General features: G+C 47.7%; 22 protein-coding genes. 13 read left to right on the forward strand and 9 right to left on the reverse strand.

The window, feature by feature from the left end; genetic code table 11:
* The first annotated feature begins 115 nt into the window (after window positions 1-115).
* The 6 genes from ACWJJ5_RS16680 (at window position 116) to nosA (ending at window position 6,924) form a co-directional block, all read left to right on the forward strand.
* A complete protein-coding gene (locus tag ACWJJ5_RS16680) occupies window positions 116-1,720 on the forward strand; it encodes an ATP-binding protein (RefSeq protein WP_454022557.1) in 1,605 nt (534 codons plus the stop codon).
* The gene (locus ACWJJ5_RS16685; RefSeq protein WP_046559422.1) at window positions 1,717-2,397 is read left to right on the forward strand and encodes a response regulator; all 681 of its coding nucleotides are present in this window, start codon (window positions 1,717-1,719) and stop codon (window positions 2,395-2,397) included. Before ACWJJ5_RS16680 ends, ACWJJ5_RS16685 begins: the two co-directional genes overlap by 4 nt.
* Window positions 2,398-2,409: 12 nt before the next feature.
* A complete protein-coding gene (locus ACWJJ5_RS16690) occupies window positions 2,410-3,372 on the forward strand; it encodes a tripartite tricarboxylate transporter substrate binding protein (RefSeq protein ID WP_454022558.1) in 963 nt (320 codons plus the stop codon).
* 192 nt (window positions 3,373-3,564) lie between these two features.
* Window positions 3,565-4,863: a citrate:proton symporter gene (locus tag ACWJJ5_RS16695; RefSeq protein WP_454022559.1), complete on the forward strand. Its 1,299-nt coding sequence runs from the start codon at window positions 3,565-3,567 to the stop codon at window positions 4,861-4,863.
* Window positions 4,864-4,914: 51 nt separating this feature from the next.
* Complete coding sequence (locus ACWJJ5_RS16700) at window positions 4,915-5,709, forward strand: MBL fold metallo-hydrolase (RefSeq protein WP_077721930.1); 795 nt, start codon at window positions 4,915-4,917, stop codon at window positions 5,707-5,709.
* 123 nt (window positions 5,710-5,832) lie between these two features.
* Entirely contained in the window at window positions 5,833-6,924 is a 1,092-nt protein-coding gene (gene nosA / locus ACWJJ5_RS16705) for a nitric oxide synthase (RefSeq protein WP_070081495.1), read from the forward strand.
* Here the strand turns inward: nosA and ACWJJ5_RS16710 are convergent.
* Window positions 6,918-7,190, reverse strand: coding sequence for an acylphosphatase (locus ACWJJ5_RS16710; RefSeq protein WP_003155611.1), 273 nt, complete (start codon window positions 7,188-7,190; stop codon window positions 6,918-6,920). The genes nosA and ACWJJ5_RS16710 overlap by 7 nt on opposite strands.
* 67 nt (window positions 7,191-7,257) lie before the next feature.
* Here ACWJJ5_RS16710 and ACWJJ5_RS16715 point away from each other — a divergent pair, with 67 nt between their 5' ends.
* On the forward strand, window positions 7,258-7,917 hold the full coding sequence (locus tag ACWJJ5_RS16715; protein ID WP_015239385.1) for an MOSC domain-containing protein: 660 nt from the start codon (window positions 7,258-7,260) through the stop codon (window positions 7,915-7,917).
* Between the two features lie 40 nt (window positions 7,918-7,957).
* Here ACWJJ5_RS16715 and ACWJJ5_RS16720 read toward each other — a convergent pair whose 3' ends face one another.
* The 4 genes from ACWJJ5_RS16720 to map all read right to left on the reverse strand — a co-directional run bounded on the left by ACWJJ5_RS16720 (window position 7,958) and on the right by map (window position 9,627).
* Complete coding sequence (locus ACWJJ5_RS16720; protein ID WP_003155609.1) at window positions 7,958-8,092, reverse strand: YflJ family protein; 135 nt, start codon at window positions 8,090-8,092, stop codon at window positions 7,958-7,960.
* Between the two features lie 179 nt (window positions 8,093-8,271).
* A complete protein-coding gene (locus tag ACWJJ5_RS16725) occupies window positions 8,272-8,427 on the reverse strand; it encodes a hypothetical protein (protein ID WP_003155608.1) in 156 nt (51 codons plus the stop codon).
* Window positions 8,428-8,509: 82 nt separating this feature from the next.
* Window positions 8,510-8,821 (reverse strand): DUF3243 domain-containing protein, encoded by a 312-nt coding sequence (locus tag ACWJJ5_RS16730; protein WP_003155607.1) that lies wholly within the window; start codon window positions 8,819-8,821, stop codon window positions 8,510-8,512.
* A 56-nt stretch (window positions 8,822-8,877) separates the two neighbouring features.
* Window positions 8,878-9,627 (reverse strand): type I methionyl aminopeptidase, encoded by a 750-nt coding sequence (gene map, locus ACWJJ5_RS16735; RefSeq protein ID WP_454022560.1) that lies wholly within the window; start codon window positions 9,625-9,627, stop codon window positions 8,878-8,880.
* Window positions 9,628-9,791: 164 nt separating this feature from the next.
* On the opposite strand from map, the gene nagE reads away from it, so the two are divergent.
* Together nagE and ACWJJ5_RS16745 are read left to right on the forward strand one after the other, a co-directional pair.
* Window positions 9,792-11,174, forward strand: coding sequence for an N-acetylglucosamine-specific PTS transporter subunit IIBC (nagE, locus tag ACWJJ5_RS16740; protein ID WP_146276326.1), 1,383 nt, complete (start codon window positions 9,792-9,794; stop codon window positions 11,172-11,174).
* A gap of 125 nt (window positions 11,175-11,299) precedes the next feature.
* A complete protein-coding gene (locus ACWJJ5_RS16745) occupies window positions 11,300-11,743 on the forward strand; it encodes a YfmQ family protein (protein WP_003155601.1) in 444 nt (147 codons plus the stop codon).
* A 40-nt stretch (window positions 11,744-11,783) separates the two neighbouring features.
* Here the strand turns inward: ACWJJ5_RS16745 and ACWJJ5_RS16750 are convergent, their stop codons facing one another.
* Window positions 11,784-13,721 carry an LTA synthase family protein gene (locus tag ACWJJ5_RS16750; protein WP_003155599.1) on the reverse strand — a complete coding sequence of 646 codons (1,938 nt, stop codon included), beginning with the start codon at window positions 13,719-13,721 and terminating at the stop codon, window positions 11,784-11,786.
* A 245-nt stretch (window positions 13,722-13,966) separates the two neighbouring features.
* Here ACWJJ5_RS16750 and ACWJJ5_RS16755 point away from each other — a divergent pair, with 245 nt between their 5' ends.
* Window positions 13,967-14,344 carry a DnaJ family domain-containing protein gene (locus ACWJJ5_RS16755; protein ID WP_007610033.1) on the forward strand — a complete coding sequence of 126 codons (378 nt, stop codon included), beginning with the start codon at window positions 13,967-13,969 and terminating at the stop codon, window positions 14,342-14,344.
* 9 nt (window positions 14,345-14,353) lie between these two features.
* On the opposite strand, the gene ACWJJ5_RS16760 is transcribed toward ACWJJ5_RS16755, so the two are convergent.
* From ACWJJ5_RS16760 to ACWJJ5_RS16770, 3 genes are read right to left on the reverse strand one after another with little or no spacing between them, the layout of a single operon-like run.
* On the reverse strand, window positions 14,354-14,785 hold the full coding sequence (locus ACWJJ5_RS16760; RefSeq protein WP_003155596.1) for an Hsp20/alpha crystallin family protein: 432 nt from the start codon (window positions 14,783-14,785) through the stop codon (window positions 14,354-14,356).
* A 15-nt stretch (window positions 14,786-14,800) separates the two neighbouring features.
* Window positions 14,801-15,043, reverse strand: coding sequence for a spore germination protein (locus ACWJJ5_RS16765; protein WP_003155595.1), 243 nt, complete (start codon window positions 15,041-15,043; stop codon window positions 14,801-14,803).
* 14 nt (window positions 15,044-15,057) lie between these two features.
* Window positions 15,058-15,318 carry a spore germination protein gene (locus ACWJJ5_RS16770; protein WP_007408496.1) on the reverse strand — a complete coding sequence of 87 codons (261 nt, stop codon included), beginning with the start codon at window positions 15,316-15,318 and terminating at the stop codon, window positions 15,058-15,060.
* 270 nt (window positions 15,319-15,588) lie between these two features.
* Here ACWJJ5_RS16770 and treP point away from each other — a divergent pair, with 270 nt between their 5' ends.
* The 3 genes from treP to treR all read left to right on the forward strand — a co-directional run bounded on the left by treP (window position 15,589) and on the right by treR (window position 19,505).
* A complete protein-coding gene (gene treP, locus ACWJJ5_RS16775; protein WP_454022561.1) occupies window positions 15,589-17,004 on the forward strand; it encodes a PTS system trehalose-specific EIIBC component in 1,416 nt (471 codons plus the stop codon).
* A 75-nt stretch (window positions 17,005-17,079) separates the two neighbouring features.
* Window positions 17,080-18,765 (forward strand): alpha,alpha-phosphotrehalase, encoded by a 1,686-nt coding sequence (treC, locus tag ACWJJ5_RS16780; protein WP_173613099.1) that lies wholly within the window; start codon window positions 17,080-17,082, stop codon window positions 18,763-18,765.
* Between the two features lie 23 nt (window positions 18,766-18,788).
* On the forward strand, window positions 18,789-19,505 hold the full coding sequence (gene treR, locus ACWJJ5_RS16785) for a trehalose operon repressor (protein WP_201488818.1): 717 nt from the start codon (window positions 18,789-18,791) through the stop codon (window positions 19,503-19,505).
* Window positions 19,506-19,545 lie beyond the last annotated feature (40 nt).

Below are 19,545 nucleotides of genomic sequence, written 5' to 3' on the forward strand. Positions count from 1 at the left end.
CCTATCATCACCTTTATGGTAAGCCGCAAGAGAAAAAGATCACGAAAATTCTCAAAAATGAGAAATAAAGATTTGAAAAATGGTATGATTTTAGGAGGAAAGGACGGCTGGTGCTGTGTTGGAAGCGAAGCGGTTTTATGTCTCTCTGCAAATGAAAATCGCCGGATTAATTACGGCTTTATTAATACTTGTTATCGGAACGCTCACGGTTATATTTGCCTTTCAGCAATTAAAGGAAGGGCAGAAGCAGGCTGAACAGCTGGCGGTGCAAACGGCAAAAACCATTTCATATTTGCCTCCCGTAAAAGAGGCGTTCCGGCTTGCGGATCAAGAGGCTTTTACAAAGTTAGACGTCATTGAACAAATGAAAGAACAGGCAGGCGCGCACGCCGTCTACATCACTGATCAAAAAGGGCATGTTGCATTTCATTCGGCCCGAAGCAGTATTCCGAAAGAAAATCAAAATCTGCAAAACAAAACCGTCATGTTCGGCGGGTCTCCGGTTTCCGACGGAATGAAGGCCGTCCGGGGAAGCGCCCCGGTTATTTTGGAGGAAAAAAATCATAACGAAGTCGTCGGAACGGTGACAGTCGAGTTTCTACAAGATGAGATAGAAAAAGATATGAAAGCGCATCTGCGGCATTTAGGCTATTTTGCATGTTTGGTGTTTCTTATCGGCATCGGGGGAGCGGCGGCGCTCGCAAAAAGCATCCGTAAAGATACACTCGGCCTTGAACCGCATGAAATTGCAGCGCTGTACAGGGAACGCAATGCGATGCTCCTTGCGATTAAAGAAGGGATTATCGCCGTAAACAAAGAAGGCGCGGTAACCATGATGAATTTATCTGCGGCTGATATGCTGAATCTTCCGGAACCGATGATCGGAAGGCATATAAAAGAAATCATGCCGGGCGCAAAGCTCATGCCGGTGTTGGCAGGGGGAGAAATACCGCCGAACGTGGAGGTGCGTGCCGGAGATAAAGTATTTATCTTAAATGTGAAAGAAATGAAACAGACCGGACAAGTATACGGAGCGGTGATCAGCTTCCGCGAAAAAACGGAGCTCAAGAAACTGATCAACAAGCTGACTGAAATGAAAAAATACTCGGAGGATCTCCGGGCGCAAACGCATGAATTCTCGAATAAGCTTTACGCGATACTCGGTCTGTTAGAGCTGGGAGAATATAATGAAGCCATTGAACTGATAAAAGAAGAGTACGCCATCCAGAATGAACAGCATGAAATCCTCTTTCAAAACATTCATTCACAGCGGGTTCAGGCCATACTATTAGGAAAAATGGGAAAGGCGTCTGAGAAGAAAGTGAAGCTTTCAATAGATGAAAACAGCTTTTTAGAATCGCTGCCGGAGCATGTGGGTTCATCCCAGCTCATTACGATCATCGGAAATCTTATTGATAACGCTTTCGAAGCCGTCGCCGAAAAAGAGAAAAAAGAGGTATCCTTTTTCATGACCGATATCGGCAGGGATATCGTCATCGAGGTGGCGGACTCAGGAGACGGCGTGCCTCAGGAAAAAACAGAAACGATATTTGAAAAGGGCTACTCTTCAAAGGGGACTAGGAGAGGATACGGCTTAGCCAATCTGAAAGAAGCCGTCAGTGAATTGCAGGGATCGATAGAGATTTCGCAGCAAAAGAGCAGCGGTGCTGTATTTACGGTGTTTATACCGAAAGAAAGGCCAAAGGGGGAATCGGTGTGATTAACATCGCGATTGCAGAGGACGACTTTCGAATAGCGCAAATTCACGAAAAATTTATCGAACATCTTGATGGATTCAATGTCATCGGCAAAGCAATCAATGCCAAAGACACCATATCGCTGCTTGAGAAACGGCAGCCTGATCTGCTGCTTTTGGATATTTATATGCCGGATGAGCTGGGAACAGATCTGCTCCCGCTTATCCGCGGCCGTTTTCCTTCCGTTGATATCATCATTATTACGGCTTCTGCCGAAACAAGGCTGCTGCAGGAAGCGCTCAGATCAGGCGTTTCCCACTATGTCATAAAACCGGTGTCGGCACATAAATTTACAGAAGTGCTTTTGCAGTACCGTGAAAAAAGAGAATGGCTGCACTCACAGCCGGAGCTCAGCCAGTCCGTGATCGACATGTTTTTCGGAAGCGGTCAGAAAGAACAAAAACAGCACAATGATCTGCCGACAGGCATTAATTCGATTACGCTTCAAAAAATCAAAAACGCGCTCAGAACGGCCCAAAAAGGGATGACGGCTGAAGAACTGGGAGAAAAAATGGGCGCCTCCAGAACAACGGCGCGGCGCTACGCCGAGTTTCTCGTTTCTCGGGAAGAAGCGCTCGCTGAATTAGAGTACGGCATTATCGGCAGGCCGGAACGGAAATATTATTTAGCACATGAATAAGGGATGGGAGAAATGAAGCGGTTGGGAGTGCTTCTTGTCATGCTGGCGGCGCTGGTTTCTTTTGACGGACGGCAGATGGAGGGCTTCCGCTCAGCTGAAGGGCCGGTTGAAATTGTCGTCCCGGCAGCGCCTCAAGGGGGCTGGGACGTAACGGCAAAAGCTTTGCAATCGGTAATAGAGCGGAAGCAAATATTAGGCCGGCCCGTAAAGATCATCTATAAACCCGGCGGAGGCGGAGACAGCGGCTGGAAATATGTAAACGAACGAAAAACGGATGTCATCAGTATGAATTCAAGCCTGCTGTTAAGCAATGAAATTTTGGGACAAAGCCGGCTGAAGGCAGCTGATTTTACGCCTTTGGCTATTATCGCAAAAGAGTGGCAGACCGTCGCTCTTCCCAAGGATTCAAAGATAAAAAGCGGAAAGCGGCTGCTCGGCGATATTAAAGCAAATCCGGGCGGCATAAAAATCGGATTTGCGCCCGGCCTCGGAAATGATGACCAGCTCTCCTTTGCGAGAGCGGCGGAAATGGCCGGAATTTCTCCGTTTGATATCCGCTTTTTTCAATACGGGAGCAGTAATGAAGTCATTGCAGCTCTTATCAGTCACGAGATAGACGCCGCCTCAATGACCATTTCAGAAGCGAGAGACGCCTATCGGAAAGGGAAAATCACATTGGCGGCCGTTACGTCTGACAAAAGGCTCTCCGGCTTCAGCGATGTGCCGACATGGAAAGAGCAGGGGGTGCCGTTTGTCTTTGCGCACTGGAGAGGCATCATGGGGCCGAAAGACATGACCGAAGGCGAGATCGCCTATTGGGATCAGGCTTTGAAACAGATTACTTCATCCGCGGAGTGGAAGCAAATGTTGAAAAAACGGGATTGGGAGAGCTTTTATAAAAACAGCAGCGGCGCAAAACGCTTTTTAGAAGAGCAGACCGAGTTTTATAAAGAGATGATGAGCAGCGAAAAATAAGCCTTCCGCATATTTGCGGAAGGCTTTTGATTTATAAATGAACAAAATGAACGAAAAGGTTATAAAAAATTAAAAATCTTTAAAATCCAAAATATTTACTTCAATATCCAATTCTCATAAGATAGCAAAAAGGCGGATAAAGGGGATCGGGCCTTTAAAATGTAAGCGTATTCATAATAAGGGGGACATACTGTGTTAGCAATCTTAGGCTTTCTTATGATGCTTGTTTTTATGGTGCTGATTATGACAAAACGGCTTTCAGTGTTAACGGCGCTCGTATTAACGCCGCTCGTGTTTGCGCTGATTGCCGGGTTTTCTTTTAACCGGGTCGGCGAGATGATGATCTCCGGCATTGAACAGGTGGCGCCGATCGCAGTGATGATTATGTTTGCGATTCTTTATTTCGGCATTATGATTGATACCGGTTTATTTGATCCGATGGTGTCGCGTATTTTAAAGCTGGTTAAAGGCGACCCGCTCAAAATTGTGGTCGGAACAGCCGTTTTGACCATGCTTGTCGCACTGGACGGAGACGGCTCGACGACGTATATGATTACGACAAGCGCAATGCTGCCTTTGTATATCATGCTCGGAATCCGTCCGATTATTTTAGCGGGAATCGCCGGGGTCGGCATGGGTATCATGAACACGATACCATGGGGCGGCGCGACGCCGCGTGCGGCGAGTGCGCTCGGCGTTGACCCGGCAGAGCTGACGGGGCCGATGCTGCCCGTCATCGCGAGCGGAATGGTGTGTATGATTGTGGTCGCTTATGTACTCGGAAGGATGGAAAGGAAACGGCTCGGGGTGATCGAATTAAAACAGCCGTCCCATACAAATGAAACGGCTGCGGCTGCGGAAGATGAATGGAAGCGGCCGAAACTGTGGTGGTTCAATTTACTGTTAACGCTTTCTTTAGTGGGATTTTTAGTGTCAGGAAAAGTGAATTTAACCGTGCTGTTCATCATTGCGTTTTGTATCGCGCTGATTGTCAACTATCCGAAACTTAACGATCAAAGGGAGCGCATTTCAGCCCATTCGAGCAATGTGCTTGCGATCGGTTCGATGATTTTTGCCGCAGGCGTGTTTACCGGAATTTTAACGGGGACGAAGATGGTTGATGAAATGGCCATTTCCCTCGTATCGCTTATTCCGGAACAGATGGGAGGTTTTATTCCGGCGATTGTTGCCTTAACGAGCGGTATCTTTACGTTTCTGATGCCTAATGACGCCTATTTTTACGGCGTGCTGCCCATTTTATCTGAGACCGCCGTGGCGTACGGTGTAGATAAGGTGGAAATCGCCCGCGCTTCGATTATCGGCCAGCCGATTCATATGTTAAGCCCGCTCGTGCCGTCGACGCATTTATTAGTCGGGCTTGCCGGGGTCACCATTGATGAACACCAGAAATTTGCGATGAAATGGGCGGTTCTTGCCGTTATCGTCATGACGGCCTTTGCGCTCATCATCGGTGCAATCACGATTTTTTAACATAAAACACCCGGTTCGTCGCACACTAAAGGCATCAGAGGAGGTGCCATGATGAGTGATCCGTTTATGCCGCTTTTTTCAGTGAGAAGCGGCGCCGGTTTTAAAGCGGCGGACGGCGTTTACGGACTGACCGTGCAGATTGCGAATGTTTACTTTATCGAAAATCCCTCAGCTCCGCGGGAAATCATTCTGGTTGACGCGGGAATGCCTCAATCGGCGGAGATGATAACAGAAGAAATGAAACGCCGATTCAAAGAGGGGTATGAGCTGAAGGCGGTCATTTTGACACACGGTCATTTTGATCATGTCGGTGCGATTGAAGAACTGCTTGAGCTTTGGGATATGCCGGTTTACATTCATGAAAAGGAGCTCCCGTACGTCACGGGGAAAGCGGATTATCCGCCTGCCAGGCCCGATGCGAAAAAAGGGCTTGTCGCAAAGCTGTCACCGCTGTTTCCGCGCCATACGATCCGCATTCCGTCCGTTCAGGCACTGCCTTCAGACGGTACCGTTCCGTTTCTTGAGGAATGGAGATGGGTGCATACGCCCGGCCACACACCCGGCCATATTTCATTATTCCGGGATAAAGACCGCGTGCTGCTTGCCGGTGATGCCGTGATCACTGTTGAACAGGAATCGCTTGCGGACGTTGTCATACAAAAGCAAGAGCTTCACGGGCCGCCCGCCTATTTTACAGCTGATACGCAGACGGCGGCCGCATCCGTTCAGAAACTGGCGGAACTGGAGCCGGAAGCGCTTTTGACGGGTCACGGAATTCCGATGACGGGAAAAAACTACCGTGAGGATTTGCTTACACTGGCTGAAAAACTGCATTCCGTTTTGTAAAACACCTGCGAAAATCACAGGTGTTTTTTCTTCGCAGTTTCCAGTATGATACAAAAAAACCATTGTGTTCACACCTAAAAACGATACAATGGGAAACAGATGTAAATTGAAGGAGAGAGTTTTTTGAAACATACGGAAATACTTTGGGATGAGGCGAAGGATTTTATTGATGTCTGCTATCAGGAACTCGGAATGGAATCGCAAATCAACGCGCGACTGCACGCGATAAAAGATGAGATAGAGCGGACGGGAAGTTACGTCCATACGGCGGAAGAGCTTGAACACGGGGCGAAAATGGCGTGGCGCAACAGCAACCGCTGTATCGGGCGTCTGTTCTGGCAATCGCTGAACGTCATTGACCGGCGCAATGTGAACACGAAAGAAGAGGTGCGTGACGCATTATTTGAACATATTGAAATCGCCACGAACGGCGGAAAAATTAAACCGACGATTACGATTTTCCCTCCTGAGAAGAACGGGGAGAAACAAGTGGAAATCTGGAATCACCAGCTCATCCGCTATGCGGGATATGAGACTGAAAAAGGAAGAGTCGGTGATCCGGCATCATATGAGCTGACGGCTGTCTGCGAAAAACTCGGCTGGCGCGGGAAGCGGACCGATTTTGATATTCTGCCGCTGCTTTTCCGGATGAAAGGGGACGGGCAGCCGGTCTGGTATGACCTGCCTCAGACGCTCGTGAAAGAAGTGCCGATCACCCATCCGGATATTGAAGAGTTTGCCGATTTAAATCTCAGATGGTACGGGGTTCCGATTATCGCCGATATGAGGCTTGAAATCGGCGGACTGTCGTACAACGCGGCGCCTTTTAACGGATGGTATATGGGAACCGAAATCGGCGCAAGGAATCTTGCTGACGAAAAGCGGTATGATATGCTCAAAAAAGCCGCTTCGGTCATGGGGATTTCCGCCAGCCTGAATACTGACCTGTGGAAAGATCAGGTGCTGGTGGAACTGAATAAGGCAGTGCTCTATTCATACAAAAAACACGGTGTCAGCATTGTCGATCACCATACGGCCGCGAATCAATTTAAACGCTTTGAAGAACAGGAACAAGACGCGGGCAGAAAGCTGACGGGCGACTGGACCTGGCTGATTCCGCCGATCTCGCCGGCTTCCACCCACATTTTTCATAAATCATATGACGATACGATTGTGAAGCCGAATTATTTTTATCAGGACAAGCCTTATCAGTAACTGATGGAAAAGGTGCGGTACCCTTTCAGACGGTGTGATTCTTCGATGGTTACGTTTGTGACATTTGAGAAGGGGCTGCCTTTTCTGACCGCTTCGGCAAATTGTTTTAACGACTCTTCAGGGCCTTCGGCAAGGATTTCCACCCGGCCGTCATCACGGTTTTTTACCCAGCCGGCTATCTTATGTCTGTCGGCTTCCATCTGGACGAAGTAGCGAAAACCTACGCCCTGAACCCGGCCGTCTGCAATCATATGATACTGAAGCATGGAAAAACCACCTTTTTCTTACTATGATAAAGGAAAGATAGGATATTTCGCAAAGGATGTGAACGAGATGACGCAAGACTATTCTGTCTTATCTATCAATCTCGGAAAGCCCGCAATTCATGAATTTGCCGGCAGACAAATCAATTCAGGCATCATCAAGCGGCCCGCAGATTCTCCCGTCATGCTGTATAAAACCCATTTTGACGGGGACGGGCAGGCTGATCTGAAGCATCACGGAGGTCCCGATAAAGCGGTGTGCGTGTATCCCGCCGAGCATTATTCATATTGGGAAACAACGCTCGCGAGAAAACTTCCCGCCGCCGCGTTCGGAGAGAATGTAACGGTCAAAGGACTGGCCGAACAAGACGTGTGGATCGGAGACGTCTTTCAGCTGGGGGAAGCCGTCGTTCAAGTAAGCCAGCCGCGCCAGCCCTGCGTCAAACTCGCGCTCAAATATGGCATCAAAGATATGGTGCTCCGTGTACAGCAGACGGGATTTACCGGCTTTTATTTCAGGGTGCTTGAAGAAGGATATGTCGATCCGCGTCCCGTCCTCAAGCGTCTGTCGAGAGGCAAAGAAAGCATTTCCGTCTGGTATGCGAACGAAGTGAAATACCGTGATTCAGGCAATCTGTCAGCGATTGAAGAAATACTGCGGGAAGAAGCGCTGTCAGAAAGCTGGAGGGAGTCCTTCCTTAAAAAAAGGGACAGGCTCACTAATGTATAGAAAAAAAGCCGTGCTGCACTGACAGCACGGCTGATTTACGTTATGCTTGTTTCTTTGTTTCCAGCAGATTGGCAAGGAAGTACTTTTTGAAGCTTTGAAGCTTTCTTCCTTCATAGTGGGTAATTCCTTTTTTCTTTAACTCTTCTACATACCAGCCTTTACTGCCATAATGCATGTCAGAAAACTCCTTTCTCCGTTCTCCCGCTGGGGAGAGTTTCTTCAGTTTTTGCCAAACTTTTGGCATTGTAACATCTATAAAAAGACGCTGAAAAGGGATAACGCAAAAACTGAGCCTTTCGATTCAGAGATGTAAAGCTTTCTTACATATATATGTAAAGGGCGGTCTTTTCATGCTTAATGGCCGGTTAATTTTAACAGCACTGTTCCGAGTGTCATGATTCCGAAAACGACGCCGAAATAAATCAGCATCCCCTTCTTTTTCTTCACCCCGTAAACGGTAAGAATGATGCTTTCAATAAAGAAAATAAACCCGAAGATAATAAACCACATGTTGAAAAATGGCTCCTTTCACAGACATATGTCCAGTGTAGCACAACTCTTATAACGGAGCATAAAAAAGCCGGGCACTGTATCAGTGTCCGGCAAGTTTGACGAGAAGCTGGGCCAAATGCTGTTTTTCATTGTCATCCGCAATGTCCCACAGTTCTTGTAAAAGTTTTTCTTCCGCATTGCGGGGCTCCTCGTGTTTGGCGAGATAGTCCCCGAGGATGGCGGCGCTTTTAATGATTTTGCTGTCATCCAGACCCAGTTTTTTTCCGGCGGAAATTTTCTGATGAAGGTACGCCTTAAATTCCTCGAAATCCTCTAAAATCTGCTGTTTCGTTACGCCGTGCATGGCGTGTATTTCGTTTTCGATTTTGATTTTTTCTTTATCTTTTTTCATGCGTCTCCCTCCTTCGGGTTAGTTGTTGTATACCTGTTCGGGAGGGAGATGAAACATTACAATGCAGTTAAAATAATCGGTTTGTCTTTTGTAATCACGATGGTGTGTTCCACTTGGGCGACAAGGCTTTTATCCGGCGTTTTATACGTCCAGCCGTCTCCCGCTTCAACAATCGTTTCCGCTTTCGTGGAAATAAACGGCTCAAGCGCGATCACGGTTCCGTTTTTAAACAGCGCGTTATCAAACGGATCGTAGTAATTCATGATGTGGTTCGGCGCTTCATGGAGGTTTCTGCCGATTCCGTGGCCCGTCAGCGTTTTAATGACGGTAAATCCGTTGGAGCGGGCCTCATGGTAGACGGCTCTGCCGATCTGGTTTTGACGTTTGCCGGCTTTTGCCTGATCCAATCCTTTCTGAAATGCGGATGTTGCGCAGTTACAAAGCTTTTGCAGACGTTCATCGCCTTCTCCGAGCACAAATGAAATGCCCGTATCGGAATAAAAACCGCCGAACTCCGCCGAAATATCGATATTGACAAGATCTCCGGCTTTTAAGATTTTAGAGGCGCTCGGAATGCCGTGAGCGACTTCGTCATTTACGCTGATGCATGTCACGCCCGGGAAATCGTATTCCTTCTCCGGAGCGGAAGCGGCTCCGTGCTCGTCAAGCACCGCCTTTCCGATCAGGTCAAGATCTTTCGTGCTCATGCCGGGCTCGGCTTTTTTCTTCATTTCTTCACGCGCCAGCGCGACGATTCTGCCGATTTTTTTAAGGCCTTCTAATTCTTGATCGTTCGTTACAATCATTGTCATTCCCGCTTTCTATTTTTAATCATCTGATTCAAGCTTACCACAACTGGTTTATAAATAGAAAACCAACAAGCCTTATGTGAATAAATGAAGGAAAATTGGTATAGATCACTAGATAACTTATGTGGTATATTTAAGAAAAAAGAAGGGGGATGGGTAAAATGCTTCAATTTTTGCAAAAACTCGGAAAGTCTTTTATGCTTCCGATTGCCGTTCTGCCCGCCGTTGGTATTATTTTGGCCATCGGCAGAGAGGACTTATTAAATATTCCGTTCATTTACGCGGCGGGGACCGCGGTATTTGATCATCTGCCGCTGATTTTCGCGATCGGAATCGCGATCGGGATTTCCAAAGACAGCAACGGGGCCGCCGCTCTGTCGGGAGCCATTTCTTATATCATGCTGGACGCGGCTGTAAAATCAATCAATTCGACAAATAATATGGCCGTTTTCGGAGGGATTATCGCGGGGTTAATTGCGGGATACACGTATAATCGCTTTAAGGATACGAAGCTGCCCGAATATCTCGGTTTTTTCAGCGGGCGCAGGCTCGTTCCGATTGTAACGGCGCTGATTACCATTATTTTGGCGGGGATCTTCGGATTTGTGTGGCCGCCGATTCAGTCGGTGATTACGTCCTTCGGGGAATGGATGATCGGGCTTGGCGGGATCGGCGCCGGGATTTACGGGATTTTTAACCGGCTTTTGATTCCATTCGGTCTTCATCATGTGCTGAATAATATTTTTTGGTTCCAGTTTGGCGATTTTCACGGAAAAACGGGAGATCTGGCCCGCTTCTTTGCGAAGGATCCGACGGCGGGGACTTATATGACGGGATTCTTCCCGATTATGATGTTCGGGCTTCCGGCCGCATGTCTGGCAATGATTGCCGCGGCTAAGCCAAGTAAGCGCAAAGCGACGGCCGGAATGATGATCGGTCTCGCGCTGACGGCATTTATTACCGGAATTACAGAGCCGATTGAATTTGCATTTATGTTTTTATCACCGCTTTTGTACGGGGTTCATGCTATATTAACCGGGTTCTCTTTATTTATCGTGAATGTTCTCGGAATCAGGTCAGGTTTTTCATTCTCGGCGGGGGCGATCGATTATCTCCTCAGCTACGGCATTGCCGAAAAACCGCTTTTGCTGCTCGTTGTCGGGCTTTGTTATGCGGTGATCTATTTTGTCGTCTTTTATATGCTCATCAAAACGTTAAACTTGAAAACGCCGGGACGGGAAGATGATGAGGAAGAGGAAGAAGTGCTTAGTGAAGATACGGCCGGTTCCGTCGAAGAACATGCCATGCTCAAGGGGCTCGGCGGCAGGCAAAACCTCGAAACGATTGATCACTGTGCGACCCGCCTCAGGCTGACCGTGCAGGATACGTCTCTCATTAATGAGGTGGCGCTTAAAAAAGCGGGAGCAAAAGGGGTTATCAAAACGGGGAATAAAACGGCGCAGGTCATTATCGGGCCGAACGTCGAATTTGTCGCGGAAGAGCTGAGAGAGGCCGTCCGCCTTGACGATCAGAAGCAGACTTGAAAAATCCGGATCACCTATGTGATCCGGATTTTTTTGAACATATATCAAGTTTCACATAATGTACAAAAAACAATGTTTCCTTCTATGTTAAGATTCATGTAGAACAAGTATGGAGATGATGTAAGGTGACATGGATTGCAGTTGTTTCAATTGTTGTCATAAGCCTGATTAAGATTGTGCTGACATGCCTTCCTACCGGAGCGGTGGAATGGATCCTCCGCAAGTTTGAAACCCATTCAAAGCTCAGTGACGAGTCCGCTGCCGTTTCCCTCGGCGGAAAACGTCTGGAAGGCGAAGACAAACGCCGGGTGATTGATGATTTTAACGAAGCCGTGTTTATCGAACGGCATTATATATACCCAGGGGATGAAGAGCGTTATCTTCATCCGCAAAACGGAGCCGATCCGCTTGTCATTAAGACGAGAAAAGGAAAAAAAGATGTGACAGTGTTTGTATACAGCTACGAAGATCATGTAGATGTCGTCAAACAGCAGAAAAAGAAAGTCGTCGCTTATTCAGTTCTTTCCGACAGCCTGCAAAAGCGCACTATGGCCGCTGCCGGGAGCTGAACATAAAAAAGCCAGATCATATCAATGATCTGGCTTTTGTTTATTCTTTTTGATCGTCTGCTGAGGAATCTTCACGCTTCGTATAATCGAATTGTGACGGATCCACTTTCTTGAAGCCTTTCGGCTGATAGAAACGAAGCAGATCGCCGTTGATGATCTTATCAGACATTTCAAGCTCGGTCTTGACGAGAGAGTCTTCTTTTTTGTCGACTTCTGAATCATCTAAAAGTCTTCCGGTTTTCGTATCGTAATACTTGCCGGACACTTTCGTATAGTTCGGCGAGATGAAGTCTCCGTTACGGAACGGAATGACTTCTCTGTGCTCTTTCGATAAGATATCAGAACCTGACATGAGATAATCTTTCGTATCGACGCCGAGCAGATGAAGAACGGTCGGCGCGACATCGACTTCACCGGCAAATTTATGATTGCGGCCGCCTTTCACGCCGGGAGCGTGGATAAAGAGCGGCACCCGCTGAAGCTGGGCATTGTCGTATTCAGTGATCTCATCTTTGCCGAGCACTTTCGCCATCGCTTTATTATGGTTTTCGGAGATGCCGTAGTGGTCTCCGTACATCACGATAATCGACTTATCGTACAGGCCGTCTTTTTTCAGGTCATTAAAGAACTGTTCAATTGATTCATCCAGATAGTTCGCGGACTGGAAGTAATTATTGACGACTGAATCGCCAAAGTCTCCCGCCGGGAAGTCCGTGTCTTCTTTATCCATTCCGAACGGGAAGTGGTTGGACAGCGTAATGAACTTCGTATAGAACGGCTGCGGCAGGCTCTTTAAGAGCGGCATGGATTCTTTGAAATACGGTTTGTCTTTCATGCCGTAGTTTTTCGTGTTTTCTTCGCTCATGTCATAATAAGCGGAATCGAAAAACTTATCGATGCCTTCCGATTTGTACATTTCGTTACGGTTCCAGAAAGTCTGCGTATTTCCGTGGAAAGCGGCAGACGTGTACTTTTTGCCTTTTAAGATCGCAGGAACGGACTGCAGCGTGTTTTGCGCTTTATTGACGAAAACCGAACCTTGCGAAAGCGGGTACAGAGAGTTCTCCATCATAAATTCCGCATCAGATGTTTTACCTTGTCCCGTTTGGTGGAAAAAGTTATCAAAGTAGAATGTTTGATTATCGTGCGCCAGTTTGTTTAAAAACGGCGTCACTTCCTTGCCGTTAATTTTGTAATCAATGATAAAGGATTGCAGAGACTCTAATGAGACGTAGATGACGTTTTTTCCTTCGGCTTTTCCGAAGTAGACGTTATTCGGCACGTCATAGTTGGCCTTCATATAGTTTTCCACATCCGTTACATCGCTTGAATCGGCAAGCGCACGCTGGCTGTTTGATTTCACATTCTGCACGGCATCGTAAATCGTAAAGTTGTACGTGCCCAGGTATTTCACCAGATAATTTCGGTCAAATGAGCGTGTCAAAAGCTCGGGACGGTCGGATTCCGCGACGGCGAGGTTGATCAGGAACACAAGCACGGCGGAAGCCAAAACGATTCTGAATGATTTCTTCGCCGGTTTTTCAGCCGGTTTTTTCATCTTAAGGGCCAAAATAATCAAAATGACGGTATCCAGGAAGTAGAAGGCGTCTGTCCATCTCATTAACGAGAACGCGCTGTCTCCGAGCTGGCCGCCGTTTGTCTTTGCCTGCATCATGACCGGGATGGTAATGAAATCATTAAAGAATCTATAATAGACGATGTTTGCAAAAAGCAAAAAAGACAATAAAAAATGAATCACAATAATGGCTGTCTGCTGTAATTTTTTCTTGAAAAGAAGCCCAAATCCAAGAAAGAACAAGCTGGAGCTCAGCGGATTCACAAAAAGCAATATTTTCTGGATCGTGTTGTCTATGCCGAGGTTAAAGTTTAAAATATAAGCGACATATGTTTTCACCCACAATAACACGACCGCTATCAAGAAGAAGGCAAGTCCTCTTTCTTTTATAAATGTTTTCATTGTTACACTCCTTTTTTCCGATCACGGTTTACACGGAACGATAGAAAAAACGAACGTAATCAATATACCATGAAACCAGCAAATAGAAAAGGTGGAAAAGGCTCATCGGAAAAAGGGCGAAAAACGCTGTCGCAACAGCGGTTCATCTGTTGAATGACAGCTTTAAAAAACACAAATGGCACAAACTGGGATGTGAATTTCCGTATGATCACACCCGGTTCTATTGAAAAAAGAGGTGAACAGTGATGGATATTGCCCATATCGTGGCTGAAGATAAAATCAAGCGCGCCATTAAGGATGGAGAGTTCGCCGGCATCAAAGGAATGGGAAAGCCCCTGCCGAAAGACGATGCCGCACATCTTCCGGAGTCGCTCAGAATGGGCTACCGCATATTAAAAAACGCCGGGATCGCCGAGGATGAGGGCGCGCTGAAGAAAGAGCTGATGACGCTCGATTATTTGATCGCCAAGTGCCGCAATGAACAGGAGCGGGATCACCTGCGGAACAAACGGACGGAAAAACAAGTCAGACTCGACAAACTGACGGAGGAGAAAGCCATGTTCTCAAAACCCGCATCTTCTCATTATAAGGAGAAAGTGTACAGACGGCTGGGCCGCCCGTAAGCCGGCTCTTTAGATTTTTTTCTGAAAAGGAATGTGCTCCATAAGGCGCGGGTAGGAAATGTGGAGCAGGCCGTTTACGCACTGCGCCTGTAACAGGTGGGGCTCAGCCGGTTCAGGAAGCTCAATCGTCTCATCGATTTCCCCGTAATACCGGTTTTGGCAGACGCCCATGTTCTTCGGAAAAAGGGGTGTGATGTTTCCTCTTATATGCAGCCGTGTCCTTGACAGCAGCCTCAATGTCAATTCTTCTTCGTAAACGCCGGGCATTTCCACAATGACAAATGTGTGCTGTTCATCCTGATAAATATCATAAGTCAGGGTGTTTTTTTGTAAGGAGAAAAAATCTTCGGGAGATTTCCGTTTCAGGACATTGGTCCAAAAGTCGCTGGGCTTGTGCTCGTTCGTAATCTCAAGCCACTTTCTCATTTTTTCGATATCCACCTCGGCAGAACCTCCCTATATTTGATTTGCGATCGGCATTGACGGGTTGGCGATCTGATCCTGGTCGCTCACGTCAGGGTCAAGATGGCCCGAATTCAAACATCCGGCGGCCGGCGAAAAATCCCCTAAAGAAAAGTTCGCGCCGACAAACTTGCTGTTGGCGGTGTGGCTGTTTTGTACGGTCTGACCGATATCGACGTTTCCGTTTTGCGTTGCTCCGTTTACTTTTATATTGACGACGTTAATTTGGTAAGGCATTCATAAAAACCCCTTTAATCTATAATGGGCGGCACCGGCGTAATATTTGCGGTATCTGCGGTTCCGATGGCTGTCTGGTCGTTGACATCAGGATCATTTAACAAGTTCTCCATCATCGATTCTATAGGTGACGTATCGCCGAATGAAGAGTTCAGTCCTTGTGATTTGTTATTTGTGGTGGGACTGTTGTATGCCGCTTCCCCAATCGTAATAGATCCGTTGCCAGAAATACTGTTAATCTTCAAATAGTACAGGTTGATAACAGTGGATGGCATCTCTTCACACCTCTTTAACTTAGTTGTACAGTACTGTATGCTTTTTGTGCTCCTGTTGTGAATTTCGCCCGGACATGTTCCCGACCAAACAAGAAGTCAAGGCCCGGTTCCGGCGGGGCTTTTTTTGTTTCAGGGTCTTTCGCAGTATATTTGTGATGAAAGCGCTATAAAAATAGATTGACGACATGTATATACATCATTACAATAGAGTCATAAACATGTATATACAAGTTTGCGAGACAAAATGAAAACGGTTACGGAGGGGTTGGCATGGGTGAGTTTAACCGGGCTGCGCGGCAGATCGCTGAAGCTGTCGGCGGAATTGAAAATATTGAGGCGGCGACTCATTGTGTGACGCGTTTGCGGTTTGCATTAATAGATGAAACCAAGGTAAACCAAAAAATGCTTGATGCAATAGACATTGTCAAAGGATCTTTTGCGGTAAACGGGCAGTTTCAAGTCGTGATCGGGCAGGGGACGGTCAACAAAGTATATGCGGAATTAGTGAAGGAAACGGGTATCGGTGAAGCGTCCAAGGATGACGTAAAGAAGGCGGCAGCGCAAAACATGAATCCTTTGCAGCGTGCTGTGAAAACGCTTGCGGACATCTTTATTCCGATCTTGCCGGCGATCGTCACGGCTGGGCTTTTAATGGGTCTGAACAATATCTTAACGGCGGAAGGCATTTTTTACAGCACGAAATCGATTGTTCAAGTGTATCCGCAATGGGCGGATCTTGCCAATATGATTAATCTGATCGCGGGGACGGCCTTCGCTTTTCTGCCGGCTTTAATCGGCTGGTCGGCAGTGAAGCGGTTCGGAGGAAGCCCGCTTTTGGGCATCGTGCTCGGGCTGATGTTGGTGCATCCTGATCTGTTAAACGCATGGGGCTACGGGGCTGCCGAGCAGAGCGGCGATATTCCGGTGTGGAACCTGTTCGGCCTTGAGGTGCAGAAAGTCGGGTATCAAGGTCAGGTGCTTCCGATTCTGCTGGCGTCTTATTTACTTGCCAGGCTTGAGCTCTTTTTGACAAAACGGACGCCGGAGGGCATTCAGCTGTTGGTCGTCGCGCCGGTGACGCTTTTGGTCATCGGTTTTCTATCCTTTGTTATCATCGGTCCGATGACCTTTGCGATCGGTAACGCGCTGACGGCGGGATTGATTGCCGTTTTCGGCCAATTCTCCGCCATCGGAGGCCTGCTGTACGGAGGGCTGTATTCGGCGCTTGTGATCACGGGGATGCATCATACGTTTCTCGCGGTCGATCTTCAATTAATCGGATCAAAGCTCGGCGGCACATTTTTATGGCCGATGCTCGCATTGTCAAATATCGCTCAAGGATCGGCGGCTCTGGCCATGATGCTGATTACAAAAGATAAAAAACAGCGGGGGCTTTCACTGACGGCCGGCATTTCCGCATATTTGGGCATTACAGAGCCGGCGATTTTCGGCGTGAATCTGCGTTACAAATTTCCGTTTGTGATCGCTATGATCAGTTCGGGAATCGCGGGGATGTTCATCTCCGTCAAAGGCGTTCTCGCAAGCTCGGTCGGAGTCGGCGGCGTGCCGGGGATCTTCTCCATTATGAGCCGGTACTGGGGTCCGTTTGCGATCGGAATGCTGATTGTGCTGATTCTCCCGTTTGCGGGAACATACGGGTATGCGCGGCTGAAACGGCAAAAATAGAAAACCTGCGGGGCGCCTTCTAACAGGCTGTCCCTTTTCCCTTTCCATTCAAAACAATACAGGCGGTGAAGAAAAATGAAAACAGACAGCACACCATGGTGGAAAAAGGCAGCGGTATATCAAATTTATCCGAAGAGCTTTAATGATACGACGGGAAACGGGATCGGTGATCTGAACGGTATTATCGAGAAGCTTGATTATTTGCAGAAGCTTTTGATTGATGTCATTTGGCTTACGCCGATTTACGATTCGCCGCAGAATGACAACGGTTATGACATTCGCGATTACTGCACCATTTATGAAGCATACGGAACAATGGAGGATTTTGAACGCCTTCTTGATGAAGCGCACAAAAGAGGAATCAAGGTCGTCATGGATCTTGTCGTAAACCATACATCAGTCGAGCATCAATGGTTCAAAGAAGCGGTCTCGTCACCCGACAGTCCGTATCGGGATTTTTACATTTGGAAAGACGGAAAGGAAGACGGCCGGGCGCCGAACAACTGGGAATCAAAATTCGGCGGTTCCGCTTGGGAGCTCGACCCGGCGTCAGGCCAGCACTATCTGCATTTATTCGATGTGTCGCAGGCCGATTTGAACTGGGAAAATGAAGAGATGAGAAAACAGGTTTACGACATGATGCATTTTTGGTTCCGAAAAGGGATCGACGGCTTCCGGCTGGATGTGATCAACCTCATTTCTAAAGACCAATCGTTTCCTGATGCCGAGGATGGCCGTGACGGACGCCCTTATTATACGGACGGGCCGCGCGTGCACGAATTTCTTCATGAGATGAACCGGGAAGTGTTTTCGAAATATGACAGCATGACGGTCGGTGAAATGTCCTCGACAACGGCTGACCACTGCATCCGGTACACAAACCCTGAAAATAAAGAACTCGATATGACCTTTAACTTTCATCATTTAAAAGTGGATTATCCGAATGGTGAAAAATGGGCGCTCGCTCCGTTTGATTTTCTGAAGCTGAAACGGATTTTAGCGTTTTGGCAGACGGAGATGCAAAACGGCGGAGGCTGGAACGCATTATTCTGGTGCAATCATGACCAGCCGCGGGCCGTATCCAGATACGGAGACGACGGCGAATACCGGACGAAATCAGCCAAAATGCTGGCGGCGGCCATTCATATGATGCAGGGCACGCCCTACATTTATCAAGGTGAGGAGATCGGCATGGGCAATCCGAAGTTCGATGACATCGGCTCATACCGCGATGTCGAATCACTGAACATTTACAAAAAGATGAAGGAAGAAGGCGTGTCAGAAAAAGACATTATCGCCATTTTAAAAGAGAAATCAAGAGACAATGCAAGAACCCCCGTTCAATGGAACAGCGGACCGCACGGCGGCTTCACGACGGGAACGCCTTGGATTCCGGCGGCGGATGATTATCGGGACATTAACGCGGAAGCGGCTTTGCGGGACCCGGATTCAATTTTCTACCATTATCAGAAGCTCATCAAGCTCAGAAAGGAATATGACATCGTGACTGAAGGAACGTTTGAGCTGCTTGCTGAAGATGATCCGGCGGTTCTGGCGTACGTCAGACACGGCAAGGATGAAAAACTTCTGTGCATCAACAACTTCTACGGGAAAGAAGCGGACTTTACGGTTCCGCTTAAAGACACGGACGGCTGGCGGTTTACGGTGCTGCTGACGAATGATGAACCGAGGGAAGGGCGGCCGGAACGATTGACGCTCCGTCCGTATGAATCGATCGTTTATCATCTGACAAAAGCGTGATACACTAATCTGGGTGGTCATGAATGAAAGTGAATAAATATATCACAATCTATAAAGATATGGTGCGGCAGATTGAAAGCGGCCAGCGGAAGGCTGAAGACGTTCTTCCGTCTGAAAATGATTTATGCGATCAATACGGCACATCACGAGAAACCGTCCGTAAAGCGCTCAATATGCTGGCGCAAAACGGCTACATCCAGAAAATCAAAGGCAAAGGCTCCGTCATATTAGACAGAGAAAAAATGCGCTTTCCCGTCTCAGGCCTGATCAGCTTCAAAGAGCTTTCGGAAACGCTCGGAAAAGAGACGAGAACGGAGGTTCACCGTCTCGGGCTGATCCTGCCTCCCTCAGAAGCCGCAAAAGAGCTTGGTACAGAAGCGGATGAAAAGGTGTGGGAAGTCGTCAGATCAAGACGGATTGACGGAGACCATATTATTTTAGACAAGGATTACTTTGTGAAAAAACATGTGCCTCAATTGACCAAGGCGATTTGTGAAGATTCGATCTATGAGTATCTCGAAGGAGAGCTCGGCCTGTCCATCAGCTACGCGCAAAAGGAAATTGTCGTGGAGCCGGCGGGGGAGGAAGACGGGAAGTATTTAGATCTCGGCGGGTTCAGCCATATGGCGGTCGTGAAAAACCGCGTCTTTTTGGAGGATACCAGCCTCTTCCAATATACGGAAAGCCGGCACAGGCTCGATAAATTCCGTTTCGTCGACTTTGCGAGAAGAGAAAAATAAAAACGGACTGCCGCGGCAGCCCGTTTTTTTGTCAGTATCA

The organism is Bacillus sp. JK74, from assembly GCF_053663395.1.